Raw genomic sequence first — 23,801 nt, 5'->3', positions numbered from 1 at the left:
CGTCAGTGCGGCCTACGCCGCAAGACCTGCAGCAACAGACTCGCGAGCTGGCCATCGTGCCGGTCGGCGGTGTCTGTCCGACCCTCGGGGGCGAAACGATGAACGTCAGTGAACAACACCGCGGCCGCTTCGTGGTCAGGCCGCGGCGCGACGGCGAGACCTCGGTCCTGCATGTCGAGGGTGACCTCGACGTGCTGACGGCGCCGACGCTCGGGACCCATCTCGACGTCGCGCTGACCGACAACCCGTCGGTGCTCATCGTCGACATCACCGACGTGGGCTTCCTGTCCTCGGCGGGCATCAGCATGCTCGTCGAGACGCACCGCCTGACCTCCAGAGCGGGGATCTCGCTGCGCGTCGTGGCCGAGGGGCCCGCGACCGCGCGGCCGATGCGGATGATGCGCATCGACGAGATCATCGACCTGTATCCGACGGTGGCCGACGCGTTGAGCGGCACGAAAGCCGGTTAGCCGAGTCCTTACGGGCGAGCGGTCTGCTGGTAGAGCGCGAGTTTCCAGCCGTCGTCGGTGCGGCGATAGACCGACGACATCGCGCCGACGAACGGCGTCTCGTCGCCGTCGCGCCAACCGGTGCCGGTGTACACCAGTGCCGCGGTGTCGTCACCGATCGTGATCGTCCGGACGTCATCGATCGCGTAGCGCGCCCACGGCGGTGACTGGCCCAGCGCCGAGACCACCGCGGCGCGATCCATCACGGCGCCGTTGGCCAGCACCATCAGCGCGTCGTCGGTCATCACGTCGCCGTAGAACCGGTCGCCCGTGCCGTCGCACAGTGACCGCCAGCCGGCGTGTTCGAGGGCGAGCAGCTGCTCGCTCGCAGGGGAATTCGTCATGGTCGCCGGGTACCCACGTACCGTTGTGCGAATGCGGTATTACTACACCGTCCAGCAGATCCGCGACGCGGAGGCGCCGCTGCTCGCGGCCCTGCCGGCGGGGGGACTGATGCGCAGGGCCGCGTTCGGCCTGGCCACCGCGATCGCCGGCGAGCTGGGCACGGTGTCCGGCAAGACGGTGTGTGCCGTGGTCGGCTCGGGCGACAACGGCGGTGACGCGCTGTGGGCCGCGACGTTCCTGCGCCGTCGCGGCGCCGGAGCGGCCGCGGTGCTGCTCGACCCCGAGCGCACCCACCGCGCCGCGCTGGCCGCATTCCGCAGGGCCGGCGGGCGCATCGTCGAAAATGTGCCCGCAGCAACGGATCTGGTGATCGACGGAGTCGTCGGCATCTCGGGGTCCGGACCGCTGCGCCCCGCGGCGGCACACGTCTTCGACGTGGTCGAGCAGGCGGGTATCCCGGTGGTCGCGGTCGACCTGCCCAGCGGCGTCGACGTCGGGACCGGCGCCACCGACGGGGCGCACGTCACACCCGCGCTCACGGTGACGTTCGGCGGCCTCAAACCCGTGCACGCGCTGGGCCGTTGCGGCCGTGTGGAACTCGTCGACATCGGTCTGGACCTGCCGCCCTCGGACATCCGTGGCTTCGATGCCGCCGACGTGGCCGCCCGCTGGCCGGTGCCCGGCCGCAGCGACGACAAGTACACCCAGGGGGTGACGGGTGTGATGGCCGGCTCGTCCACCTACCCCGGGGCGGCGATCCTGTGCACCGGCGCCGCGGTGGCCGCCCACTCCGGCATGGTGCGCTACGCGGGAACCGCTGCCGCCGAGGTGGTTTCGCACTGGCCCGAGGTGATCGCCACGCCGGGATACGCCACTGCAGGCCGGGTGCAGGCCTGGGTGGTCGGCCCGGGGCTCGGCACCGACGAGGCCGGCGCTGCCGCCCTCTGTTTCGCGCTGGAGACGGACCTGCCGGTCCTCGTCGACGCCGACGGCCTGACCATCCTGGCGGCCCATCCCGACCTGGTCGCCGGACGCAGCGCGCCGACGGTGCTCACCCCGCACGCCGGGGAGTTCGCGCGGCTGGCCGGCGGCCCGCCCGGTGACGACCGGATCGCGGCCACCCGCGGCCTGGCCGACCGCCTGGGCGTCACGGTGCTGCTGAAGGGCAACGTGACCGTCGTCGCCGAACCGGACGGGCCCGTCCACCTCAATGTCGCGGACGGGTCGTGGGCGGCCACCGCCGGTTCCGGCGACGTGCTGTCCGGTGTCATCGGCGCGCTGCTGGCCTCGGGTCTCCCGCCCGGCGAGGCCGCCGCGGCGGCCGCCTTCGTGCACGCCCGCGCAGCCGGATTCGCCGCCCTCGATCCGGGCCCGGCTCCGGCGCCGACGTCGTCGTCACGCATCCTGGCTCATCTGCGAACGGCGCTGGGCTCGATCCTCTAAAAAGGACGTCATGCCCAATGTTTCGCGCCACTCGTCGTTGACCCCCGCCTACTGCGGCCGCCTGTCCACCTCGCCGATCCCCGCCCTGCGCCTGCCCGACGAGTCGATGGACCCCGAGCAGACCTACCGGTTCATCCACGACGAGCTGATGCTCGACGGCAGCTCGCGGCTCAACCTGGCGACGTTCGTCACGACGTGGATGGATCCCGAGGCCGGGCAGCTGATGTCGGAGACGTTCGACAAGAACATGATCGACAAGGACGAGTACCCGGTCACCGCCGCGATCGAGCAGCGCTGTGTGTGCATGGTCGCCGACCTGTTCCACGCCGAGGATCTGCGCGACGACGACCCGTCGACGGCGATCGGGGTGTCGACGGTGGGCTCCAGCGAGGCGGTGATGTTGGCCGGGCTGGCGATGAAGTGGCGGTGGCGGCAGAGGCTGGAGGCGGCCGGGCAGGACTGGAAGGGCCGCACCCCGAACATGGTGATGGGCTCCAACGTGCAGGTGGTGTGGGAGAAGTTCTGCCGCTACTTCGACGTGGAGGCGCGCTACCTGCCGATGGAGCATGGCCGCTACGTGATCACCCCCGAGCAGGTGCTCGACACGGTCGACGAGGACACCATCGGGGTGGTCGCGATCCTGGGCACCACGTTCACCGGTGAACTCGAACCCGTGGGCGACATCTGCGCCGCACTCGACGGGCTGGCGGCCGACAAGGGCATCGACGTCCCGGTGCACGTCGACGCGGCCAGCGGCGGCTTCGTGGTGCCGTTCCTGCACCCCGACCTGGTGTGGGACTTCCGGTTGCCGCGGGTGGTGTCGATCAACGTCAGCGGGCACAAATACGGGCTGACGTATCCGGGCATCGGGTTCGTCGTGTGGCGCAACGCCGAGCATCTGCCCGAGGAACTGGTGTTCCGCGTCAACTACCTCGGCGGCGACATGCCGACGTTCACGCTGAACTTCTCCCGCCCGGGCAACCAGGTGGTCGGGCAGTACTACAACTTCCTGCGGCTGGGGCGCGACGGCTTCACCACCGTGATGCACTGCCTGTCCGACACCGCCCAGTGGCTGGCGCGTGAGCTGGCCGCCATGTCGGTTTTCGAGGTGATCTCCGACGGCTCGGCGATCCCCGTGGTGGCGTTCAAGCTGGTAGAAGGCACCAACTACACCGTGTTCGACGTGTCGGCGCTGCTGCGCGGCTACGGCTGGCAGGTGCCGGCCTACACGATGCCCGACGACGCCAGCGACGTCGCGGTGCTGCGCATCGTGGTGCGCGAGGGGTTCTCGGCGAACCTGGCCCGCGCGCTGCGCGATGACCTGGTTGAGGTGCTCGCGAAGCTGGACCGCACGGGTGTCGGCGGGTTCTCCGACGAGGCGCACTTCGCCCACTGACCCGTCCGCGGCGACCGCCTGGGACAATCGGGGGCGGTGATCAACGCTCCGAAAACGACCCAGCACACGCCGGTGGCGATCGTCGACCTCGACGCCATCGCGCACAACGTCTCCGTGCTGCGCGAACGCGCCGGCTCGGCCGCGGTGATGGCCGTGGTGAAGGCCGACGGCTACGGCCATGGTGCCACCGAGGTGGCCCGCGCGGCGCTGGCCGCCGGCACCGCCGAACTCGGCGTCGCGACCATCGACGAGGCGCTGGTGCTGCGCCGCGAGGGCATCACCGCCCCCGTGCTGGCCTGGCTGCACCCGCCCGGCACCGACTTCGCGCCGGCGCTCACCGCCGATGTGGAGGTGGCGGTGTCGTCGCCGCGGCAGGTCGACGAGGTGCTCGCCGCCGCCGGGCGGACCGGGCGGACCGCGACCGTGACGGTCAAGGCCGACACCGGGCTCAGCCGCAACGGCGTCGCGCCCGCCGAGTTCCCCGCGGTGATCGACGCGCTGCGTGCCGCGGCCTCCGACGGCGCGGTGCGGATTCGCGGGCTGATGTCGCACCTGGCCCATGGCGACGTTCCCGAGCATCCGTTCAACGACGTGCAGGCGCAGCGGCTGACCGACCTGGCGGCTCTGGCCCGCGACCGCGGTGTCCGCTTCGACGTCGTGCACCTGAGCAACTCGCCCGCGGCGCTGACGCGACCGGACCTGGCGTTCGACATGGTCCGGCCCGGCATCGCGGTCTACGGGCAGACACCGATCCCCGCGCGCGGCGATCTGGGACTGCTACCCGCGATGACGGTGACGTGCCCGGTCGCGATGGTGCGGTCGGTGCAGGCCGGGGCCGGGGTGTCCTACGGGCACACCTGGGTCGCGGACCGCGACACCACGCTCGCGCTGGTCCCCGCCGGCTACGCCGACGGGGTGTTCCGCGCGTTGAGCAACCGGATGTCCGTGCAGATCAACGGCCGGCGCTACCCGAACGTCGGGCGCATCTGCATGGACCAGTTCGTGGTGGACCTCGGGCCCGGTCCGGTTGACGTGACGGAGGGCGACGAGGCGATCCTGTTCGGCCCGGGCACCGAGGGCGAGCCGACCGCGCAGGACTGGGCCGACCTGCTCGACACGATCAACTACGAGGTCGTCACCAGCCCGCGCCGCCGGATCGTGCGGGCCTACCGCAGGGGTTCGCGGTGAGCCCTGCGGGCGGCCGGGCCGGGTGGCTGGCGGGCGCGGCCGGAATCGCCGCCGTCGGGTCGGCGGCGGGAGTCACGGCCGCGCGGTCGCTGCGCCGCCGGGTGACCGCCGAGGATCCGCACCGCGACGAGGACTTCGAGCTGCTCGACGCCGACCGCAGCACCGTGGTCACCACCCCCGACGGGGTTCCGCTGGCGGTGCGCGAGGTCGGCCCGCAGAATGCGCCGCTGACCGTGGTGTTCGCGCACGGTTTCTGCCTGCGGATGGGCGCCTTCCACTTTCAGCGCGCCCGGCTCACCGAGCAGTGGGGCGACCAGGTCCGCATGGTGTTCTACGACCAGCGTGGGCACGGTCAGTCCGGGGAGGCATCACCGGACAGCTACACCGTCGAGCAGCTCGGCCAGGACCTCGAGAGCGTGCTGGCGGTGATGGCCCCGCGCGGGCCGGTGGTGCTCGTCGGGCACTCCATGGGGGGCATGACGGTGCTCTCGCATGCGCGCCAGTACCCGCAGCGCTATCCCACCCGCATCGTCGGCGCGGCACTGATCGCCTCTGCGGCCGAAGGGGTTTCGCGATCGCCGCTGGGTGAGATCCTGAAGAATCCGGCACTGGAGGCCATCCGGTTCGGCGCGCGGTACGCCCCCAAGACCGTGCACCGGTTCCGCGGCGCCGGGCGGGCGGTGATCGGGCCGATCCTGCGGGCGGCGTCCTACGGCGACGAGAAGATCAGCCCGAGCGTGGTGGTGTTCTCCGAGAAGATGATGCACGACACCCCGATCACCACGCTGGTCGAGTTTCTGCACGCGTTGGAGGTTCACGACGAGACCGCGGGGCTGACGACGCTGCGCAAGGTGCCGACGCTGATCGCCTGCGGCGATCACGACCTGCTGACGCCGATGGAGTACTCGCAGGAGATGGCCGTCGCATTGCCGAAGTCCGAACTGGTGATCGTCGGTGGCGCAGGGCATCTGGTGCAGCTGGAGAACCCGGAGATCATCGACGACGCGCTGGTGCGGCTGGTCGAACGTGCCACGCCGTCGAAGTTGGTGGCATTGACGCGACGGGTGCGGGATCGGGTGCGCAACCATGGCTGACGGGTCGGGGACCACCGAGCTGCTCACCGCGGACGACACTCTGGCGTTCGGCGCGGAACTGGGCCGGCGGTTGCGCGCCGGTGACGTCGTCGTGCTGTCCGGTCCGCTCGGCGCAGGAAAGACGGTGCTGGCGAAGGGAATCGCGCGGGGAATGGATGTCGAGGGTCCGGTGCTCTCGCCGACGTTCGTGCTCGCGCGGGTGCACCGGGCGCGTCAGCCTGGCGCTCCGACGATGGTCCACGTGGATCTGTACCGGCTGCTCGACCAGGCTTCGGTCGACCTGCTCGCCGAACTGGACTCCCTGGATCTGGACACCGATCTCGACGAGGCGGTCGTCGTCGTCGAATGGGGCGAGGGGGTGGCCGAACGGCTCTCCGAGCGTCACCTCGACATCCGCCTCGAACGGGCGGCAGACACCGACGTCCGCACCGCGATCTGGCAGTGGAGCACGCCGTGACCGGGCTGATCCTGGCGATCGACACCGCTACCCCCGCCGTGACCGCGGGTGTGGTGCGCATCGGCGACGACGTCGAGCTGCTGGCCGAACAGGTGACCGTGGACCCCCGGGCGCATGCGGAACGGTTGACGCCCAACATCGTTGCGGCGCTGGCGGATGCGGGCGTCGGCGCGGACGAGCTCGACGCCGTGGTGGTGGGCTGCGGCCCCGGTCCGTTCACCGGGCTGCGGGTCGGTATGGCGACGGCCGCGGCGTTCGGACATGCGCTCGGTATTCCGGTGCGGGGGGTGTGCAGCCTCGACGCGATCGCGGTCGGAACGGCGGGGGAGGTGCTGGTGGTCACCGACGCGCGCAGGCGCGAGGTGTACTGGGCGCGGTACCGCGACGGAGTCCGCGTCGACGGACCGGCGGTCAACGCGGCGGCCGACGTCCCTGCGGGTGCGGCGGCGGTGGCGGGCTCACCCGAGCATGCGGCGCTGTTCGACCTGCCGCGGCTGGCGCCGGTGTACCCGTCGGCGACGGGACTGGTTGTCGCCGTTGCTGATTGGGACGCAGAGCCGGAGCCGTTGGTGCCGCTGTATCTGCGGCGGCCCGACGCGAAGCCACCCGCGGGCGCGCGATGAGCGTGCAGTACGGGACGTTGGTGGCGGCGGACGCGGCGCGGTGCGCAGAGCTCGAGGCGCAGCTGTTCGACGGGGACGACCCGTGGCCGGAGCGGGCGTTTCTCGCGGAGATCGCGGCCAAGCACAACCACTACGTGGCTGCGCGGGCCGATGACAAGTTGGTCGGCTATGCGGGCATCGCCCGATTGGGCCGGATGAAGCCGTACGAGTACGAGATCCACACCGTCGGGGTCGATCCCGCATATCAGGGTCAGGGGATCGGGCGGGCGATGCTGCACAGGCTCGTCGAGTATGCCGAAGGCGGGACGATCTTTCTGGAGGTCCGCACCGACAACGAGGCTGCGATCGCGTTGTACGAGAGTGAGGGCTTCACGAAGATGGGAGTCCGCAAGCGGTACTACCGCGTCAGCGGCGCCGACGCCTACACGATGAAGCGGGAGCCGCGATGATCATTCTGGCGATTGAGAGTTCCTGTGACGAGACAGGAGTGGGGATCGCGGAGCTGACCGACGACGGCACGGTCACGCTGCTGGCCGACGAGGTCGCGTCCAGCGTCGACGAACACGCCCGATTCGGCGGGGTGGTGCCGGAGATCGCGTCCCGTGCCCACCTGGAGGCGCTGGGGCCGACGATGCGGCGGGCGTTGGAGGCGGCGGACATTGACAGGCCGGACGTGGTGGCGGCGACCATCGGCCCGGGCCTGGCTGGGGCGCTGCTGGTGGGAGTCGCTGCGGCGAAGGCGTATTCGGCGGCGTGGCAGGTGCCGTTCTATGCGGTCAACCATCTCGGCGGGCATCTTGCGGCCGATGTCTTCGATCACGGGCCGCTGCCGGAGAGTGTGGGGTTGCTGGTGTCGGGCGGGCACACCAACCTGCTGCATGTGCGGTCGCTGGGGGAGCCGATCGTCGAGCTGGGGTCTACGGTCGACGACGCGGCCGGAGAGGCGTACGACAAGGTCGCCCGACTGCTCGGGTTGGGCTATCCGGGCGGCAGGGTGCTCGACGACCTTGCACGTGAGGGAGATCGGTCGGCGATCGTTTTTCCGCGCGGGATGACGGGTCCGCGCGACGACCGGTATGCGTTCAGTTTCTCGGGGCTCAAGACGGCGGTGGCGCGGTACGTGGAGAGTCATCCCGACGCGTCGCAGGCCGATGTGGCGGCGGGGTTCCAGGAGGCGGTCGCGGATGTGCTGACCGCCAAGGCGGTGCGGGCGGCGAAGGATCTCGGGGTGTCGACGCTGCTGATCGCGGGCGGGGTGGCGGCGAACTCGAGGCTGCGGGAGCTGGCGGAAGAGCGTTGTACCGCAGCGGGAATGACTCTGCGGGTGCCGAGGCCGCGGTTGTGCACGGACAACGGGGCGATGATCGCGTCGTTCGCCGCCCACCTGATCGCGGCCGGCGCGTCGCCGTCACCGCTGGACGCGGCGAGTGACCCGGGTCTGCCGGTGGTGCAGGGGCAGGTCGCGTGAGCGGGTTGGCCGACAGGCTGGCCATCACCGAATTGCTCTACCGGTACGCCGAACTGATCGATGCGGGCGATTTCGACGGGGTCGGTGAGCTGCTGGGCCGGGGCAACTTCATGGGGGTCGCGGGCGCAGGCCGGATCGGGGCGCTGTTCGCATCGACCACGCGTCGGTTCCCGGACCACGGCAACACTTCGCGTACCCGCCATCTCGTCCTCAACCCGATCGTCGATGTTGCCGGGGACAGCGCCACGGCGCGATCCACCTTCTGTGTTGTCCAGCAGACGGACACAATTGCCTTGCAGCCCATCGTCGTCGGGCGGTACCACGACGCCTTCGCCCGCGACGAGCACGGCTGGTACTTCACCGAACGCAGGGTCGACGTCGAGATGATCGGTGACGTATCCGACCACCTGATGATGGACCCCGACCAGCTTCGCTAGAAGGGTGGTGGGTCGTCGCCGTAGTCGGGTTCGGGAGTGGCGACCGTGTTGTGTTGTCGGGCTTGGTGTTTGGCGGCGCGTTCGGTGGCGGCTTGTGCGGCGGCGGCCTGGTCGTGTTGGCGTTGGCGGGCGTTGAGTTCGCGTTCGCGGGCGATGTAGGCGGCGCGGTTGTGGGCGCGGGTGCGTCGGCGGGTGGGCATCATCAGTCCCCGCCCCGGTCGCCGCGGCGGTGTCGGTCCCGATGTCGGCGGTGGGGGTGGAGTGGTGGTGTTCCAGGACGGGAACAGCAGCGTCGACAGCGGTGTGGTGGTGTAGGTGTGCCCGGTCGGCGTGGTGACCCGCACCGTGCCGTCGGGGGCCTGGGCGTCGGTCCAGCCTTCCCAGAAGGTTTTCACCAAATGGTGTTGGCGGCAATAACATTTGGTGTTGGCCGGATGGGTCGCACCATGCGGGTAAGGCTCGGTGTGGTCGATGTCGGCGAACACCGCGGCCCGGTCGCAGCCGGGGAAACGGCAGGTCAGATCTCGGGCGCGTACGAAACGCTCCAGCGCGGCCGACGGGCGGTAGCCGTCGGTGGCGGTGAGGGCGTCGAGCGGATTGAGCACGCGCACGCGCGCGCCGTGAGCGATCAACTCGGCCAGCAGCGGCGCGGGCACGATCGCGCCCCGAAACCCGGGGATCAACGCCGCGGTCCGGCGTTTCGGCGCCGGCGGAGGCGCGGGCTCTGAAGCTGGTTCTGGCTGGGGCGCGGGCTCTGAAGCTGGTTCAGGCTCTGAGGCTTGCGACTGCGGCTCACCCTCTGCGGGCTGTTCGGCGGGGTCGCCGTGCAGGGTGGCGTCGGGGGTGGCGTCGAGGGCGGTGTGGTCGGCGATGACGCCGATGGTGAAACTCGTCGCCCGCCCGTCGTCGACCTGGGCGGCCGGGCAGTCCGGGTGGCCGCAGCGGCAGGTCAGCACGAACGACCCGGCCGCGATGGCGCCCAGGGAATCGGCGCGGCGCTGATCCAGCGTGCGGGGATCGTCCTCGCACACCGAGTGCACCATCACCGCCAACCGGTGCGCGAGTATTGCGGCATCCGGGGTGGCCAGCTTGCCGAACGCACTCGTCAGACCGGTCTTGTCGTCCCGATCCCCGACGGTGAACGAGCGGCCCTGCATCCCGGTACGCAGCCGGCGCACCGCATCCGGGTCGTACCGCTCGATCCACGCGTCGACGGCCGTCTCGAGCTTTTTCTGCGACAGCAGCCCCCACTCGCGCACGGCATCGACGAACACGCCGTCCAACCGGGCTAGCACGGCGGGATCGACCACCAGGGCGGCGCGGAACACGATCGTCGTCACCAAGGTCACTGGCACCTGCCCGGCCGCCAACAGCCGCCCCAGCCGCGGTAAGCGGTCGCGTAACGCCAACCCCAGATCCATCTGCCCCGAGGCCCGCCCGGAGCTGATGTTCAGCGCACACCCGATCTCGGCGGCCGTGGCATCCCAGTCATCACAGGCCCAGCGCGCCCGCTCCGGCGCACGGCGGCGCTCCCACAACTCGACGATCGCGGCCAGCTTCACCGCCTCCGCCCGCGCCGCCGCCGCACCACACCCGCGCACGATGTCGACCAGATCCGCATCCCCGGCACCAGCCAGCGACGCCACTGCCGGCACTGTCGAATCGTACATACGTTCGACTCTAGGTGGGCGCAGTGCGCTGCGGGGAAAAGAGTTTTCGTCCTGTGGATAACCGGCACTCTCCGAAGGGCCTGTGGATAACCGGCATCGCCGCAGCTCAGCCCCGCCGACTTTCGCTCTTGGCGTACTGGTGGCCCATGAGCCTTGAGGACCTAGCACTCGCGTGTATAGAGTGCTAGGTGGCAACCGGACCTCCCCGTGTCGACACCCGCGACGACGGCGCGGGGGCGGACACCGGTCACCGAGTACACACACCTACATCAGTGAAGGGGCTCCATCGTGGCGAGCGTGAACATCAAGCCACTCGAGGACAAGATCCTCGTTCAGGCCAACGAGGCCGAGACCACGACCGCTTCCGGTCTGGTCATCCCCGACACCGCCAAGGAGAAGCCGCAGGAAGGCACCGTCGTCGCAGTTGGCCCCGGCCGCTGGGATGAGGATGGCGAGAAGCGGATTCCTCTGGACGTGTCGGAGGGCGACGTCGTCATCTACAGCAAGTACGGCGGCACCGAGATCAAGTACAACGGCGAGGAGTACCTGATCCTCTCGGCCCGCGACGTGCTGGCTGTCGTCTCCAAGTAGTCGAATCGTGTTCCGCCCCGGACGTTCCCGCACGCGCGGGTGATGTCCGGGGCGGTGCGCGTCATACCCGCCTTTAGGGAAAGAAACCAATGAGCAAGCAAATTGAGTTCAACGAAACCGCGCGTCGCGCCATGGAAGTCGGCGTCGACAAGCTCGCCGACGCGGTCAAGGTGACGCTGGGTCCCCGCGGTCGCCACGTGGTGCTCGCCAAAGCCTTCGGCGGTCCGACCGTCACCAACGACGGTGTGACGATCGCCCGCGAGATCGATCTCGAGGATCCGTTCGAGAATCTGGGCGCCCAACTGGTCAAGTCGGTCGCCACCAAGACCAACGACGTTGCCGGCGACGGCACCACGACCGCCACCGTGCTGGCGCAGGCGCTCGTGAGGGCCGGCCTGCGCAACGTGGCCGCCGGCGCGAACCCGATCGCACTCGGGTCGGGCATCAGCAAGGCCGCCGACGCCGTGTCCGAGGCCCTGCTGGCCGCGTCCACTCCCGTCAAGGACAAGAAGTCCATCGCCCAAGTCGCGACTGTGTCGTCGCGCGACGAGCAGGTCGGCGAGTTGGTCGGCGAGGCCATGACCAAGGTCGGCACCGACGGCGTCGTCACCGTCGAGGAGTCCTCGACGCTGAACACCGAACTGGAGATCACCGAGGGCGTCGGCTTCGACAAGGGCTTCGTCTCGGCCTACTTCGTCACCGACTTCGATTCGCAGGAAGCGGTTCTCGAGGATGCGGTGGTGCTGCTGCACCGCGAGAAGATCAGCTCGCTGCCCGATCTGCTGCCGCTGCTGGAGAAGGTCGCCGAGGCAGGCAAGCCGCTGCTGATCGTCGCCGAAGACGTCGAGGGCGAGGCCCTGTCGACGCTCGTGGTCAACGCCATCCGCAAGACGCTCAAGGCCGTCGCGGTCAAGGCGCCGTTCTTCGGTGACCGTCGCAAGGCGTTCCTCGACGATCTCGCGGTCGTCACCGGCGGTCAGGTCGTCAACCCGGACGTCGGTCTGGTGCTGCGCGACGTCGGCCTCGAGGTGCTCGGCACCGCGCGCCGGGTCGTCGTCGACAAGGACAGCACCGTGATCGTCGACGGTGGCGGAACCCAGGAGGCCATCGAGGGCCGCAAGGCGCAGCTGCGCTCCGAGATCGAGGCATCCGATTCCGACTGGGATCGCGAGAAGCTCGAGGAGCGGCTGGCCAAGCTGGCCGGCGGCGTCGCCGTCATCAAGGTCGGCGCGGCCACCGAGACGGACCTCAAGAAGCGCAAGGAGGCCGTCGAGGACGCCGTTTCTGCCGCCAAGGCTGCCGTCGAGGAGGGCATCGTCGTCGGTGGCGGTGCCGCACTGGTGCAGGCTCGCAGCGCCCTCGACGCGCTCCGCAAGGAACTCAAGGGAGACGAGGCGCTCGGCGTCGACGTGTTCGCCGCCGCGCTGGCATCGCCGCTGTACTGGATCGCCACCAACGCCGGGCTGGACGGCTCGGTCGTGGTGAACAAGGTCTCGCAGCTCCCGGCGGGGCAGGGCTTCAACGCGGCGACGCTGGAGTTCGGCGACCTGATCGCCGACGGTGTCGTCGACCCCGTCAAGGTGACCCGTTCGGCGGTCGTCAACGCTGCGTCGGTGGCGCGGATGATCCTGACCACCGAGACCGCTGTCGTCGACAAGCCGGCCGAGGCGGCCGACGACGGCCATGGCCACGGCCACGGTCATGGGCACCACCACCACTAGGCGAGCACGTGCGGAGCGCCCCCGGTTTCCAGCCGGGGGCGCTCTCGTCTCACAATGCGTGAGAATCGATGTGGGAAGCCCTCACAGGTCTTTCTTGGCAACGACCCGCCCTCCCCAAATTGGCGAATGGTGGACCCGACGTGCGACCCGAGACTACGATTTCACGGCAGTCAGATCTAGTTGCGTACGGCTTGTCCTGGAGCATTAGGGGCCCAGTCGGGAGGTCATCACATGGCTCAACCGTCGATCGATCCCACGTTCTACCGGACCGCTGCGGAGGCGGCGGCCGCTCCCGGCGAGCAGCTCGCGTACGTGGTGGCCTTCGACCGCGCTGCACAGAAGCACGACGCGGTGACCGTCATCGATGTGAATCCGACGTCTGACAGCTACGGGCGGGTGGTCGGCTGGACCGACCTCCCGGGCCGCGGCGACGAGGTTCATCACTTTGGTTGGAACGCCTGCAGCAGCGCCCTCAAGCACGAGGGCCACGACATGCACGCGCTCGAGCGCCGCTACCTACTGGTTCCCGGACTGCGATCGTCCAACATCAACGTGTTCGACACCCAGCCGGACCTACGCAACCCGACGCTCATCAAGACGATCGACGGCAAGACCCTGTCCCAGAACGCCGGATACTCGCGTCCGCACACCCTTCACTGCGGACCAGACGGCGTATTCCTGACCTGCCTCGGGGGTGCTGAGGGCAACGATGACGGACCGGGCGGCATCGCCCTGCTCGACCACGCGACATTCGACGTGTTGCGTGCCTGGGAGACCGACCGCGGACCGCAGCACTTCCACTACGACGCGTGGTGGCACCTCAACCAGAACGTGCTGATCTCCAGCGAGTGGGGCAGCCCCTCGATGATCGAGAACGGCATCGTGCCGGAATTGTTGCTCGGCCAGAAGTACGGCCACGCCATCCACTTCTGGAACCTTGCCAAGGGCGAGCACGTGCAGCGCGTCGACCTGGGCGCACAACACCAGATGGCATTGGAGGTGCGCCCATCCCACGACCCGGAGGCGACCTGGGGCTTTGTCGGCGTGGTGATTTCCACTGAGGACCTGTCCGGCTCGATCTGGCGCTGGTTCCGCGACGAGGACGAGTGGACGGCCGAGAAGGTCATCACCATCCCGCCCGAACCCGCCGACCCAGACCTGCTGCCTCCCGCACTCAAGCCGTTTGCCGCGGTGCCGCCGCTCATCACCGACATCGACCTGTCGGTCGACGACCGGTTCTTGTACGTGTCGTGCTGGGGTACCGGTGAGATGAAACAGTTCGACGTGTCAGACCCCGCAAACCCGAAGCAAGTGGGCTCGGTGCGGCTCGGCGGCATCGTTGACCGCGCACCGCATCCCGCGATGCCTGATATGCCGCTGTCAGGAGGCCCGCAGATGGTCGAAGTCAGCCGCGACGGGAAGCGGGTGTACTTCACCAACTCGCTGTATGGGGCATGGGACGACCAGTTCTACCCTGACGGCGTTGGCGCGTGGATGGCCAAGCTCGACGCCGATCCTGACGGCGGGCTCAGCATCGACGAGAACTTCTTCCCGCACGGCGAGGAGTTCCGCGGCCTGCGGGTACACCAAATCCGGCTACAGGGTGGCGACGCTTCGTCGGATTCCTACTGCTACAGCTGATTCCCACCGCGCCAGTCCAGGATCCTCCTTCATCTGCGCCTCAGCCGCTGCGGAAAGGCCTACGCTGCGGCCATGAGGAGGCAACGGGTCACATCCGTCTGGCTCGTCTCCGTCTGGCTCGTCGCCGGCCTGATCTCCGTCGCGCCCGCCGCGCAGGCCCACGCTCAGCCGATGGATCCGATCCCCGGCGAGGGGTTCTTCGTCGTCGGACGCGACGTCGGACTCGGTCTCTACCGCACCGACGGCACTGCCTCGACGTTCGGGGTGTGGATCAACGACGTGCCCACCCAGGACTCGATGTGCCTGTGGTTCAGCTACAGCACGCCGGGTCCGGACAAGGCACATGTCGTCGCGACCAACATGTCTATCGGCCCGATGTACGCGAACATCAACCCGACGGTGCAATCCTTCGAGTCGCACAACTGCCAGCCCTGGGTCCGCGTCCCCTGACCTGGTGTGCCCACTCTCACCCCCGAGAGGCCTGGTCAACGCAGCTGCCATGAGTAAAATAGGTTTTGCTCATGACCGCGAAGGCTGAGTGAATCCGAGAAAGGGAAGAGGGGCACAGCCGTGGGCGCGCAGCCACGTCAGCGCGGAATCCTGAGCCGCATCATTCGGGAGACCGATCCGCCGACCGGCGCTCTACCGCGCATCGCGTTGTCGGACACGGAGGCCGACGAGGGCTACTACGCGCGCGTCGGCGAAGTTCTCGATCTGGCCGGAAACGTCGGCGCCCTCCTGATGGCGTCCGGAACACCCGCCACCGCCACGATGGATCAGGTCACCGCGATCGCCGCCGCCTACGGCGTCGACCGCTGCGAGGTCGACGTCATCAACACGACGATCCACGTTGCCGCCTACCGCGGGCCGTCGTCCCCGGTCAGCACGCTGCACATCGTGCAGTCCCGCTCCATCGACTTCAGCCGGCTGGCCGCTGTCGACCGGCTGATCGGCAAGATCCGGGCCGGCGAGATCTCCCCGTCGGAGGCCCGCACCGAACTCGACACCATCATCACCGCGCCCCATCCCTATCGGCGCTGGATCGCGACGCTCGCCTGGGGCGCGCTCGCGTTCGCCACCGCCGGCACCCTCGGCGCGAGTTGGTTAGGGTGCGTCGTCAGCGCGCTGAGCACGATGACGATCGACCGGGTGAACCGCCGGCTCAACCGGCACGGCCTCCCGTTCTTCTTCCAGTACGCCGTCGGCGGGGCGATCGCAGCGGCGCCGCCGATCATCCTGTACTGGCTCAGCCCCCGACTGGGCATCCACTTCGAACCGACCGTGGCCATCGCCGCCGGCCTCGTCGTGCTGCTGGCCGGGCTGTCACTCGTCGGCTCCGTCGGCGACGTCATCAGCGGCGCGCCCGTGACCGCGGCCGGCCGGTTCTTCGAACTGGTCATGATGACCGGCGCGACGATCGCCGGCGTCGCGCTGGTGCTGCATCTCGCCAACCGCTTCGGGGCGCCGTTCGTCGCCATCGACGCGCACGCTCCGCCGGCGTTGGCCGAGTTCCCGGCTCGCGTCGCGTTCGGCGCGGCCAGTGCGGCCGCATACGCCTTGGCCTGCTACGCGGAACGCTCGGCGGCGATCGCCGCTGCCTTCGGTGGCGCGGCGGGCACCATCGCGTTCCTGCTGGCCCAGGGCGCCGGTCTGGGCGCCGTCGTCGCGTCGTTCGTGGCCGCCGTGCCGATCGGTCTGGTCGGCCGGCTGATGGAGCGCCGCAACCTGGCGCCGCCGCTGGTGGTGTCGATCGCCGGCATCGTGCCGCTGCTGCCCGGTCTGGCCCTGCTGCACGGTATCTACGCGATCCTCAACGATCAGCACGCGCTCGGATTCGCCTCGGTGCTCGGCGCGTTCGCGATCGGGACGGCCCTGGCGGCCGGCGTCACGCTGGGCGAGTGGAGTTCGTGGAAGGTGCGCCGGCGCCGGCTGCAGGCCCGCCGCGCCGACCGCAGCACGCGACTGCCGGGGCAACCCGCGCTCAGTTCTGCCGACTGAGCCGCCGAATCGCCGATCCGGCGGCGGTCGGCCGCTCGCGGGCGCAAGCTGAAGTGATGTTCCCGGACACACCGGCGGCGACGGCTGCACGCACAGTCGGTGTCCGCTTCTACACCCCCGCGCTGCTCAATCACTGCCTCCGGTCCTACGCGTGGGGAGCGACGTATGCTGCCGCGCACGGCATCGCATTCGACGACGAACTCTTGTTCGTCTCGGCGCTGCTGCACGACATCGGTCTGACCGGCGCGTTCGACAGCCACCTCATGCCCTTCGAGGATGCGGGCGGCTGTCTGGCGTGGGTCTTCGGGCTGGCGGCCGGCTGGCCGCCGGACCGCGCGGCGAGGGCCGAGGAGATCATCGTGCTGCACATGCGCGACGACGTGTCGCCGGAAGACGACCCCGAGTCGCACCTGCTGCAGGTCGCCACCAGTTGGGACGTCGTCGGACACAGACCCGACGATTTCCCCGAGAGCGTGCGGACACAGGTGGTCGAACGATTCCCTCGGCTGGGTTTCAGCGACGAGTTCGTGGCGTGCTTCGAAGACCAGGCCGCTCGCAAACCCGCCAGTGCCGCCGCCGCGTCGATCGCCCGCGACGGAGCGGCACGCATCCGGGCCAACCTACTGGACTTCCCGCGCCACGATTCCTGAGCTCTAGGCCTCCAGGCGGGCGCGGATCGCAGCCATCCGCTGCTGGAGGTCCGCTTCGGTGATCACGCCGCGCGCCAGCAGGGAATGCGCCAGCGCCACAAGTTGATTCTCCGGGTAGGGCAGGTCGGCGTACGTCGTGACCACCAGGACGTCCTCCTCGTCGCGACGCTCCTTGAACGTCGGGAGGTCGGCCTCGCACGCCGCCCGGTCCAGCGCGTCACACAGCCCGTCGAGGCTGGTCTTCCATGGCGGCACCGGATTTTCGACGCCGTACTTGGCCGCCATGCGTGGCCACACCTGGTTGCGTTCGACGATCTGCTGCAGTGCTGGGCTCTCCACGGGTCACTCGCTCATCGGGTGCAGGGCCGGGCGGGTATCGGTGATGACGTTGGTGGTGACGCCGGGCTTGGGCAGTGCCACTCCGATCAGGCAGTCGCGCGTGATGATCTCGGTCAGCTGGTCTTCCGACCAGCCGTCGGTGCCGTCGGGGCGCATCGGCATCACCATGAAGCGGTGCTTCTGGTTGGAATCCTGCACCCGGACCTCGACGTCGTCGGGCAGGTACAGGCCGAATTCGGCGAGCACCTGACGCGGCCAGCGCACCAGGCGCCGACGGTAATTCGGGGTGCGGTACCACTCGGGTGAATTGCCCAGAATCGGCCGCGGGTAGCAGGAGCACAGCGCGCACACGATCACATGGTGGACGGTGGGCGTGTCCTCCAGGATCTCGAAAGCCGTGAAATCACTCGGTGTTCCGAAACCGGTGGGCTCCATCCAGTCGACGCCGACCTCCTTGCTCGCCGTCATCGGTTCGGTGAGCGCGAGACGCTTGAAGTCCGGGTCCAGCCACGCCCGGGCCACCAGGCGGGCCGCCGGCGTCGGACCGATCTGTTCGGCGAACTCGGTGAACCGCCGGTGCTCGTCGGCGGTGAAGATGCCCTTCTCGATGCACAGTTCGCGCAGCGCGATCTCGAGGACCTCGAAGTCGGTGATTTCGTCCACCATCGGCTTGACGGTCCGGTCGTGATCGTGGTCATGATCGTGGGACACAGCGATTTCCCTTCTGCGGCAGCTGGTTTCAGACGGCGGCGAGCCAGCGCTCGGGCAGCTCGGTGCGCAGCGTGTCGGTGGCGGTGCCCGTGTAGCCGTGCCACAGTTCGGACTGGTTGAACTCCACCACGTAGAACCATTCCGGGCGGGCGTCGGGCCGGTCCCAGGTCTCGTCCTCGGCGGCGGGACTCTCGTAGGCCACGGGGGCGATGCGTCCCGTCGCCCCGCGCACGTACTCGGGGGTGCGGGTGTAGAACACCACCGGCAGGTCCCGCACGACGACGGCGTCCCCGACCGCGAACTTCGGCTCCCCGGCCAGACCGGCGTACACCTGCGGATCACCCTTGCCGACGGCGTGCTGATGATGGGCGTTGCGCAACACCCCGGCGCCGTCGCCCTCGGACTTCGGCGCGGCGTCGGGCGTTCGGCCACCCAGTCCGTCGGCGTAGCGGTCCTTGACCTCGGCCATGCGCTCGCTGAGCTCACCGAGGCTGATGTGGTGCTTCTCCACGAGCACGCGGGCCACCGCGAGCAGCCACCGGCCGTAGTAGGGCAGTCCGAGGTATTCGGCCCGGCCGACGTCGACGTTGCCGATGCGGCGGCGTTCCTCGGAGAGCCAGATGCCGCGCCAGGCCAGCACCTCGCACATGACGTAGGTGAGCTCTTCCCAGGTCTCGTACTGCTTGTTCTCGTACTTCATCGGCGCGTCGGGCTCACCGCCGACGTCGTGAACGGGCTTGAGGTAAGCCTTGATTCGCGCCGGATCGAGCATGTCCGGCGGGGGAGCGTCCGGTAGTTCGGGGAACGCCGACTTCAGCCGGGCGACGAGTTCGAGTTGGGCAGCGCGTTCAGCGGCCGTGCTCACCTGTCGCAGCCTAACGTCGGGGCCGACTGCCTCGGGGCCGTTTCGCGGTAGACGGGGCGCGCCGATCAGGTCGATGATCGACGTGTACCCGACAACGGGAGAAGCCTCATGCATGTCGCAGTAGCCGGGGCCACTGGCAACATCGGTGCCCGTACCGCCTCGGCGCTCGCACGAAGCGGGCACGAGGTGGTGCGGATCAGCCGCTCGCTTGGAGTCGACCTGCTCACAGGCGCCGGGCTGGACGACGCTCTGCAGGGCGTCGACGCGGTCGTCGACACCACCAGCGCACCGCCGATGGGTCTCGACGAGACCCGGTCCTACTTTCAGACGACGACGGCCAACCTGCTCGGCGCGGAGCAACGTGCCGGTGTTCGACACCATGTGCTGCTGTCCATCGTCGGGATCGACCGGACCGACGGCGGCACCGACCACTACGCCGGTAAACGCGTGCAGGAACGGTTGGTGCAAGACGGACCTGTGCCGTGGACCATCGTCCCGGCGACGCAGTTTCACGATTTCGCGGCTCTGGCCGCCAGCTGGACCGAACATGACGGCGTCGCGGCGATCGCTCCGCTGCTCGTCCAGCCGATCGCCCCCGACGACATCGCCGAGGTGCTCGCCGAGATCGCGGTCGGCGAACCGCAGGGGCGCTACGTCGACGTCGCCGGCCCGCAGACGCAGGATCTCGTCGACATGGCGCGGCGCACGCATGCCGCGCTCGGTCGCGACGTCACGCTGATTCCGACGTGGTCGGGTCCGTTGGGTGAGGAGTTGGCCGGCACCATCCTGCTCCCCGGCGACGGCGCGCGGATCGCACCGACGACGTTCGAACAGTGGCTGGCGTCCATCAGGCCGACCGGCGGATGCCCCGCTTGAGCAGAAGCTCGCGCTCCGACTCGCTCAAACCGCCCCAGATGCCATAGGGCTCACCGACGGCGAGTGCGTGCGAGCGGCACTGGGTGATCACCGGGCAACTGCGGCACATCTCTTTGGCGCGCATCTCCCGCTGGGCGCGGGCGCGGCCACGCTCCCCGTCGGGATGGAAGAACACGGAGGAATCGACGCCCCGGCAAAGGCCTTGCATCTGCCAATCCCAGATGTCGGCGTTCGGACCGGGAAGCTGCTGCGGCTGTGGCACTGCGAAACCCCTCTCTGCACACCCATTTCGCGGACGACGTGGATATGTCAGTCGTGGAAAAGATCCGAGCACAGTCGCCGATGACCACTCGTGCACACAACGTAGAAGGGCTCACGAATTTCCGTCAATAGCGCCCCCCTGTGCGAAACCGCATACGCGCAGGCAGAAAATTTACATCACGTTCATCGGTGCGACGCGTTCGCAACGAGTGGGGTGTTATCGACAACCGTCCCACGGCCTATTTAGGCGCCATTTCTCCCGGTCAGTTAATTCCGCGCTGCCCGAACCGAACTCGACACCCGTCTTCCAGTTTTCCTGTTCGTAACATGGTCACCACGAACTGTTAACTGACGCGCTCAACAGATCGGCGGGGTTGATAGCGTCGCGTTTCGAGATGGACGACGAAGCCTTCGGCAGCAACCCCGGTGCGTGGCCGCTGCCGAGCGCCGTCACCCCACACGACCGGTGGCTGCGCGCGGTCGCCGCTGCCGGGCAGGGCCGTTACGCCTGCGCCCACGCCGACCTCGACGCGCTGCTGCGATTGCGCCCGCGTGGCTTGATGCTGTCGCTGGCGCAGAGCACCCGCGCGTCCTTTCTGCGTCAGCTCGGCTGGCATGACCGTGCCCGCTCGCTCGACGGCCGGGCGTGGGCGCTGTCCGGCGGTACCGGCGAGGCCGGCGCCGACGCTCTCGTCGGTCTGGCCGCCGATGCGCTCGGAGTGGGGCGGTTCGCCGCTTCGCAGCGTGCGCTGCAGCGCGCCGCCGACCTCGTCGCCGTCACCTCGGGTGCGCGGTTGCCGATCCGGCTGGCGTGGGTGTCGGCGGAGCTGGCGATGGCGTGCGGCGACGACACCGCGCTCGCTCACGCCGAACGCGCCGTGCACCTGGCCGACGCGGGCCCATCGATCCGGCATCGCGTCAAATCACGCGTGGTCCTCGCGGCCGCGCATTGCGCCGCCGGCGACCTCGGTGCGGCCCGCCAGGAGGGCGATCGCGCGCTGGCCGAGTCCGGCGAGCACGGTCTGATACCGCTGCGCTGGGCGGTCGCGTCCCTGCTCGTCGGGATCGGTAGTGCCGAGCACTCACCGGCCCAGATCACGGACATCCGCGACACCTGCGCCGAAACCGTGATCAGACGAGGCGGCGTGTGGCGCTCGCGCTAACGCGGTTGCGCCCATCGCGGTCGTTATTGTTTGTCTGAGCCGACACTTATTCGGTACCGACGACCGTAGCCACCTCCCCTCCGGGATGTGTCCCCGACGTAACGCTGGAGACCCTGCACACGATGACAATTTCGGGAGAACGTCTCGATGCTGTCGTCGCTGAAGCGATTGCCGGCGATCGAAACGCACTCCGGGAGGTGCTGGAGATCATCCGCCCCCTCGTCGTCCGGTACTGCCGGGCGCGCGTGGGGACCGCGGAGCGTAGCGGTCTCTCAGCTGATGACGTTGCTCAGGAGGTGTGCTTGGCTGCCATCACGGCGCTGCCGCGGTACAGGGATCAGGGACGACCGTTCCTGGCCTTCGTGTACGGCATCGCAGCGCACAAGGTTGCTGACGCGCATCGTGCCGCGGGGCGTAACAAGGCCGATCCGATGGATGTCGTGCCCGAGCGCTTCTCCGGCGAGGCCGGCCCCGAGCAGAAGGCGATCGAGTCCGAATCGTCGGCCCGCATGAACGCCCTCCTGCAGGTGCTCCCCGAGAAGCAGCGCGAGATCCTGATCCTGCGCGTCGTGGTCGGGATGAGCGCGGAGGAGACCGCCGAGGCTGTCGGCAGCACCGCGGGTGCCGTGCGGGTGGCCCAGCACCGCGCGCTGTCGCGGCTGAAGGCGGAGATCACCGCGAACGGACGCGACCATGCCTGATTTCGGACGCTGGAACGCCAATGGCGGTGATCCGTCGCTGAACGACATCAATCGCACCGACCAGTTCCTCGATGCCCTGGCCTCGCAGCAGCCCCCGTACTCGACCGATCGCGGCGACGCCGAGCTGGCGTACCTGCTGGCCGGCTGGCGCGACGATGTGCGAGAGACGCCGACGGGATCGGTGCTCACCACCGAGGAGGCCGCTGCGGCGCTGGATCGCGCGACGTCCCCGGGCCGGCGGCGACGGTTGTCGCTGGCGGTGGTCGGCTCGGCTGCCGCTGCCGTGCTGTGTCTGGGGGGCTTCGGCGCGGTGATCGCCGGATCCGGACCCGGCGACGCGCTCTACGGTCTGCGCAGCGTGCTGTTCGGGGAGCAGACCCAGGCCCGCGACGACGCGGTGGCGCTGGCCGCCCAGACCGAGATGCAGCAGGTGCAGCGTCTCATCGAGCAGGGTGACTGGCAGGGCGCTCAGGCGAAGCTGGAGGCCGTCACGACCACCGTGGCCGGAGTCGGTGACGACGAGCGCAAGGCCGATCTGGTGTCCCAGTGGCAGGAGCTGACCGTCAAGGTCGAGGCCCAGAACCCGGCCGCGACGGTGCCTCCGGGCGCCCCGCTGCCCACATTCCCCTCGATCAGTGTCGACCCGAACACGTTGTCGCTCACCGTGCCGACGGAGACGACGCCGACGAGTTCGTCGACCGACCCGTCGTCGCCGTCGGAGACGTCGACCAGCGGTTCGCCGTCGCCTTCGCCGTCCTCGGAGACGTCCCCGGCGTCGCCGACGCCCACTGCGGCGCCGAGTCCGACGCCGGCGACCACCGTGACGACCGCGGCGCCGTCACCGACACCGACGACGACCGTGGCGCCCACTCCTACCTCGACGTCGGTGGTGGCTCAGCAATCGACGACCGCTGCGCCGTCGCCGACGTCCGCGCCGCGGCCGACGCCGACACCGCAACCGTCGCCCACTCCACTGCCGACGACGACCCTGGTGCCGGCCGTGACGGTGCCCTCGTCCGTCGAGATTCTGGTGCCGACCACCACGACGCTGCTCATGATTCCTGTCGAGCCCGAGACAGCGGTGATCCCGGCTGTGCCGGAGGTGCCGGCGGCTCCCGCGCGCCCGGCGGTTCCGGGCCCGCCTGCGGTGCCGCCCGGACAGGCGCGCACCAGCTGACCGGCCGGCGGTTCAGCCGTCAGCGATAGCCGTCGGACTCCGACGCGGCCTCGTTGAGTGACGCGTCGGCGTAACCGCGGCAGTAATCCCAGGTGACGTAGGAGTCGGGCTCGGGGTCGTAGGCCGGCTCGTGCGGACGGACGGTTCCGTCGACCAGCAGCTGCAACAGGTTCGCGCGCAGCATGTCCCAGTCGTGATAGTGGTCCTGCTGGCATTCGTCGCAGCAGACCACGAGACCGCGAATTCCCTTGTGCGCCAACAGCGCTTCGTAAACAGCCAGGTCGGCCAGATCGGCCTCCACGGCGGTGCGTTCCTGCGGATCGAGCGGCTGACCCGGCTCCAGCGCATCCAGCGCCGCCGACGGATCACTCGGGTCGTCGGCGAACGGGTCAGGCGGCAATCCTGGCGGCAGGTGGTCTCGCACGACACAAGAGTACGCAGCCCCCCGGGGATCGCGCCAGCACTCGCGCGGCACGT

General features: G+C 69.3%; 27 protein-coding genes. 20 read left to right on the top strand and 7 right to left on the bottom strand.

The features are described 5' to 3' along the window. The first annotated feature begins 98 nt into the window (after positions 1–98). Positions 99–470, top strand: coding sequence for an STAS domain-containing protein (locus G6N45_RS26110; protein WP_163726799.1), 372 nt, complete (start codon positions 99–101; stop codon positions 468–470). Between the two features lie 8 nt (positions 471–478). On the opposite strand, the gene G6N45_RS26105 is transcribed toward G6N45_RS26110, so the two are convergent. Next, positions 479–853, bottom strand: a complete 375-nt coding sequence (locus G6N45_RS26105; RefSeq protein WP_163726796.1) for a nuclear transport factor 2 family protein — start codon at positions 851–853, stop codon at positions 479–481. A gap of 31 nt (positions 854–884) precedes the next feature. Between G6N45_RS26105 and G6N45_RS26100 the strand changes: the two genes are divergently transcribed. The 9 genes from G6N45_RS26100 to G6N45_RS26060 are packed head-to-tail and all read left to right on the top strand — an operon-like array spanning position 885 to position 8,960. Next, positions 885–2,297, top strand: coding sequence for an NAD(P)H-hydrate dehydratase (locus G6N45_RS26100; RefSeq protein ID WP_163726792.1), 1,413 nt, complete (start codon positions 885–887; stop codon positions 2,295–2,297). Between the two features lie 10 nt (positions 2,298–2,307). Next, positions 2,308–3,693: a glutamate decarboxylase gene (locus tag G6N45_RS26095; protein WP_163726790.1), complete on the top strand. Its 1,386-nt coding sequence runs from the start codon at positions 2,308–2,310 to the stop codon at positions 3,691–3,693. A gap of 36 nt (positions 3,694–3,729) precedes the next feature. After that, a complete protein-coding gene (gene alr, locus G6N45_RS26090) occupies positions 3,730–4,881 on the top strand; it encodes an alanine racemase (RefSeq protein WP_163726788.1) in 1,152 nt (383 codons plus the stop codon). After that, positions 4,878–5,975, top strand: a complete 1,098-nt coding sequence (locus G6N45_RS26085; protein ID WP_163726785.1) for an alpha/beta fold hydrolase — start codon at positions 4,878–4,880, stop codon at positions 5,973–5,975. The genes alr and G6N45_RS26085 overlap by 4 nt, the downstream gene beginning before the upstream one ends. Continuing rightward, positions 5,968–6,432 (top strand): tRNA (adenosine(37)-N6)-threonylcarbamoyltransferase complex ATPase subunit type 1 TsaE, encoded by a 465-nt coding sequence (tsaE, locus tag G6N45_RS26080; RefSeq protein ID WP_163726782.1) that lies wholly within the window; start codon positions 5,968–5,970, stop codon positions 6,430–6,432. Before G6N45_RS26085 ends, tsaE begins: the two co-directional genes overlap by 8 nt. Then, positions 6,429–7,055, top strand: coding sequence for a tRNA (adenosine(37)-N6)-threonylcarbamoyltransferase complex dimerization subunit type 1 TsaB (gene tsaB, locus G6N45_RS26075; protein ID WP_163726764.1), 627 nt, complete (start codon positions 6,429–6,431; stop codon positions 7,053–7,055). The genes tsaE and tsaB overlap by 4 nt, the downstream gene beginning before the upstream one ends. Then, positions 7,052–7,504 carry a ribosomal protein S18-alanine N-acetyltransferase gene (rimI, locus tag G6N45_RS26070; protein WP_163726760.1) on the top strand — a complete coding sequence of 151 codons (453 nt, stop codon included), beginning with the start codon at positions 7,052–7,054 and terminating at the stop codon, positions 7,502–7,504. Before tsaB ends, rimI begins: the two co-directional genes overlap by 4 nt. Next, on the top strand, positions 7,501–8,523 hold the full coding sequence (gene tsaD, locus G6N45_RS26065; protein WP_163726757.1) for a tRNA (adenosine(37)-N6)-threonylcarbamoyltransferase complex transferase subunit TsaD: 1,023 nt from the start codon (positions 7,501–7,503) through the stop codon (positions 8,521–8,523). The genes rimI and tsaD overlap by 4 nt, the downstream gene beginning before the upstream one ends. Then, positions 8,520–8,960, top strand: a complete 441-nt coding sequence (locus G6N45_RS26060) for a nuclear transport factor 2 family protein (RefSeq protein ID WP_163726754.1) — start codon at positions 8,520–8,522, stop codon at positions 8,958–8,960. The genes tsaD and G6N45_RS26060 overlap by 4 nt, the downstream gene beginning before the upstream one ends. Here G6N45_RS26060 and G6N45_RS26055 read toward each other — a convergent pair. Further along, entirely contained in the window at positions 8,957–10,630 is a 1,674-nt protein-coding gene (locus G6N45_RS26055) for an HNH endonuclease signature motif containing protein (RefSeq protein ID WP_163726752.1), read from the bottom strand. The two genes, G6N45_RS26060 and G6N45_RS26055, sit on opposite strands and share 4 nt — an antisense overlap. A gap of 288 nt (positions 10,631–10,918) precedes the next feature. On the opposite strand from G6N45_RS26055, the gene groES reads away from it, so the two are divergent. The 6 genes from groES to G6N45_RS26025 all read left to right on the top strand — a co-directional run bounded on the left by groES (position 10,919) and on the right by G6N45_RS26025 (position 17,231). Continuing rightward, entirely contained in the window at positions 10,919–11,221 is a 303-nt protein-coding gene (groES, locus tag G6N45_RS26050) for a co-chaperone GroES (RefSeq protein ID WP_003929249.1), read from the top strand. Positions 11,222–11,310: 89 nt separating this feature from the next. Further along, complete coding sequence (gene groL / locus G6N45_RS26045) at positions 11,311–12,942, top strand: chaperonin GroEL (RefSeq protein WP_163726749.1); 1,632 nt, start codon at positions 11,311–11,313, stop codon at positions 12,940–12,942. Between the two features lie 231 nt (positions 12,943–13,173). Continuing rightward, on the top strand, positions 13,174–14,583 hold the full coding sequence (locus G6N45_RS26040; protein WP_163726745.1) for a selenium-binding protein SBP56-related protein: 1,410 nt from the start codon (positions 13,174–13,176) through the stop codon (positions 14,581–14,583). Positions 14,584–14,655: 72 nt separating this feature from the next. Further along, positions 14,656–15,033, top strand: coding sequence for an Rv1352/Rv1906c domain-containing protein (locus tag G6N45_RS26035; RefSeq protein WP_163726741.1), 378 nt, complete (start codon positions 14,656–14,658; stop codon positions 15,031–15,033). Positions 15,034–15,153: 120 nt separating this feature from the next. Beyond that, the gene (locus G6N45_RS26030; RefSeq protein ID WP_246228802.1) at positions 15,154–16,581 is read left to right on the top strand and encodes a threonine/serine exporter family protein; all 1,428 of its coding nucleotides are present in this window, start codon (positions 15,154–15,156) and stop codon (positions 16,579–16,581) included. Positions 16,582–16,637: 56 nt separating this feature from the next. Then, a complete protein-coding gene (locus tag G6N45_RS26025; protein WP_163726739.1) occupies positions 16,638–17,231 on the top strand; it encodes an HD domain-containing protein in 594 nt (197 codons plus the stop codon). A gap of 3 nt (positions 17,232–17,234) precedes the next feature. Here G6N45_RS26025 and G6N45_RS26020 read toward each other — a convergent pair whose 3' ends face one another. From G6N45_RS26020 to G6N45_RS26010, 3 genes are all read right to left on the bottom strand, one after another. Then, the gene (locus G6N45_RS26020; RefSeq protein ID WP_246229208.1) at positions 17,235–17,516 is read right to left on the bottom strand and encodes a thiocyanate hydrolase; all 282 of its coding nucleotides are present in this window, start codon (positions 17,514–17,516) and stop codon (positions 17,235–17,237) included. Positions 17,517–17,573: 57 nt separating this feature from the next. Beyond that, positions 17,574–18,236, bottom strand: a complete 663-nt coding sequence (scnC, locus tag G6N45_RS26015) for a thiocyanate hydrolase subunit gamma (RefSeq protein ID WP_246229206.1) — start codon at positions 18,234–18,236, stop codon at positions 17,574–17,576. Positions 18,237–18,309: 73 nt separating this feature from the next. Further along, a complete protein-coding gene (locus G6N45_RS26010; RefSeq protein ID WP_163726730.1) occupies positions 18,310–19,146 on the bottom strand; it encodes an SH3-like domain-containing protein in 837 nt (278 codons plus the stop codon). Positions 19,147–19,254: 108 nt separating this feature from the next. On the opposite strand from G6N45_RS26010, the gene G6N45_RS26005 reads away from it, so the two are divergent. Beyond that, positions 19,255–20,022, top strand: a complete 768-nt coding sequence (locus G6N45_RS26005; protein ID WP_057151027.1) for an SDR family oxidoreductase — start codon at positions 19,255–19,257, stop codon at positions 20,020–20,022. Here G6N45_RS26005 and G6N45_RS26000 read toward each other — a convergent pair. Further along, positions 19,994–20,284: a WhiB family transcriptional regulator gene (locus G6N45_RS26000; RefSeq protein WP_066904111.1), complete on the bottom strand. Its 291-nt coding sequence runs from the start codon at positions 20,282–20,284 to the stop codon at positions 19,994–19,996. The two genes, G6N45_RS26005 and G6N45_RS26000, sit on opposite strands and share 29 nt — an antisense overlap. Before the next feature lie 394 nt (positions 20,285–20,678). Here G6N45_RS26000 and G6N45_RS25995 point away from each other — a divergent pair, with 394 nt between their 5' ends. The 3 genes from G6N45_RS25995 to G6N45_RS25985 all read left to right on the top strand — a co-directional run bounded on the left by G6N45_RS25995 (position 20,679) and on the right by G6N45_RS25985 (position 23,324). Then, complete coding sequence (locus G6N45_RS25995) at positions 20,679–21,446, top strand: tetratricopeptide repeat protein (protein WP_163726727.1); 768 nt, start codon at positions 20,679–20,681, stop codon at positions 21,444–21,446. A gap of 122 nt (positions 21,447–21,568) precedes the next feature. Beyond that, positions 21,569–22,147 carry a sigma-70 family RNA polymerase sigma factor gene (locus G6N45_RS25990; RefSeq protein WP_163726724.1) on the top strand — a complete coding sequence of 193 codons (579 nt, stop codon included), beginning with the start codon at positions 21,569–21,571 and terminating at the stop codon, positions 22,145–22,147. Then, positions 22,140–23,324, top strand: coding sequence for an anti-sigma-D factor RsdA (locus G6N45_RS25985; RefSeq protein WP_163726721.1), 1,185 nt, complete (start codon positions 22,140–22,142; stop codon positions 23,322–23,324). Before G6N45_RS25990 ends, G6N45_RS25985 begins: the two co-directional genes overlap by 8 nt. Positions 23,325–23,343: 19 nt before the next feature. Here the strand turns inward: G6N45_RS25985 and G6N45_RS25980 are convergent, their stop codons facing one another. Continuing rightward, on the bottom strand, positions 23,344–23,748 hold the full coding sequence (locus G6N45_RS25980; protein WP_043406106.1) for a DUF5319 domain-containing protein: 405 nt from the start codon (positions 23,746–23,748) through the stop codon (positions 23,344–23,346). Positions 23,749–23,801 lie beyond the last annotated feature (53 nt).

This window comes from Mycolicibacterium psychrotolerans, assembly GCF_010729305.1.
In the GTDB taxonomy this organism is placed as follows: Bacteria; Actinomycetota; Actinomycetes; order Mycobacteriales; family Mycobacteriaceae; genus Mycobacterium; species Mycobacterium psychrotolerans.
The sequence above is the reverse complement of the archived record's forward strand: the minus strand, read 5'-3'. Positions and strand labels throughout refer to the sequence as shown.

What these genes read in the sequence shown, in the direction of transcription:
- G6N45_RS26110 (WP_163726799.1), top strand. Translation starts at nt 99, where the DNA reads ATGAACGTCAGTGAACAACACCGCGGCCGCTTCGTGGTCAGGCCGCGG.
- G6N45_RS26105 (WP_163726796.1), bottom strand. Translation starts at nt 853, where the DNA reads ATGACGAATTCCCCTGCGAGCGAGCAGCTGCTCGCCCTCGAACACGCC.
- G6N45_RS26100 (WP_163726792.1), top strand. Translation starts at nt 885, where the DNA reads ATGCGGTATTACTACACCGTCCAGCAGATCCGCGACGCGGAGGCGCCG.
- G6N45_RS26095 (WP_163726790.1), top strand. Translation starts at nt 2,308, where the DNA reads ATGCCCAATGTTTCGCGCCACTCGTCGTTGACCCCCGCCTACTGCGGC.
- tsaE (WP_163726782.1), top strand. Translation starts at nt 5,968, where the DNA reads ATGGCTGACGGGTCGGGGACCACCGAGCTGCTCACCGCGGACGACACT.
- rimI (WP_163726760.1), top strand. Translation starts at nt 7,052, where the DNA reads ATGAGCGTGCAGTACGGGACGTTGGTGGCGGCGGACGCGGCGCGGTGC.
- tsaD (WP_163726757.1), top strand. Translation starts at nt 7,501, where the DNA reads ATGATCATTCTGGCGATTGAGAGTTCCTGTGACGAGACAGGAGTGGGG.
- G6N45_RS26055 (WP_163726752.1), bottom strand. Translation starts at nt 10,630, where the DNA reads ATGTACGATTCGACAGTGCCGGCAGTGGCGTCGCTGGCTGGTGCCGGG.
- groL (WP_163726749.1), top strand. Translation starts at nt 11,311, where the DNA reads ATGAGCAAGCAAATTGAGTTCAACGAAACCGCGCGTCGCGCCATGGAA.
- G6N45_RS26040 (WP_163726745.1), top strand. Translation starts at nt 13,174, where the DNA reads ATGGCTCAACCGTCGATCGATCCCACGTTCTACCGGACCGCTGCGGAG.
- G6N45_RS26035 (WP_163726741.1), top strand. Translation starts at nt 14,656, where the DNA reads ATGAGGAGGCAACGGGTCACATCCGTCTGGCTCGTCTCCGTCTGGCTC.
- G6N45_RS26025 (WP_163726739.1), top strand. Translation starts at nt 16,638, where the DNA reads ATGTTCCCGGACACACCGGCGGCGACGGCTGCACGCACAGTCGGTGTC.
- G6N45_RS26020 (WP_246229208.1), bottom strand. Translation starts at nt 17,516, where the DNA reads ATGGCGGCCAAGTACGGCGTCGAAAATCCGGTGCCGCCATGGAAGACC.
- scnC (WP_246229206.1), bottom strand. Translation starts at nt 18,236, where the DNA reads ATGGTGGACGAAATCACCGACTTCGAGGTCCTCGAGATCGCGCTGCGC.
- G6N45_RS26005 (WP_057151027.1), top strand. Translation starts at nt 19,255, where the DNA reads ATGCATGTCGCAGTAGCCGGGGCCACTGGCAACATCGGTGCCCGTACC.
- G6N45_RS25995 (WP_163726727.1), top strand. Translation starts at nt 20,679, where the DNA reads ATGGACGACGAAGCCTTCGGCAGCAACCCCGGTGCGTGGCCGCTGCCG.
- G6N45_RS25990 (WP_163726724.1), top strand. Translation starts at nt 21,569, where the DNA reads ATGACAATTTCGGGAGAACGTCTCGATGCTGTCGTCGCTGAAGCGATT.
- G6N45_RS25985 (WP_163726721.1), top strand. Translation starts at nt 22,140, where the DNA reads ATGCCTGATTTCGGACGCTGGAACGCCAATGGCGGTGATCCGTCGCTG.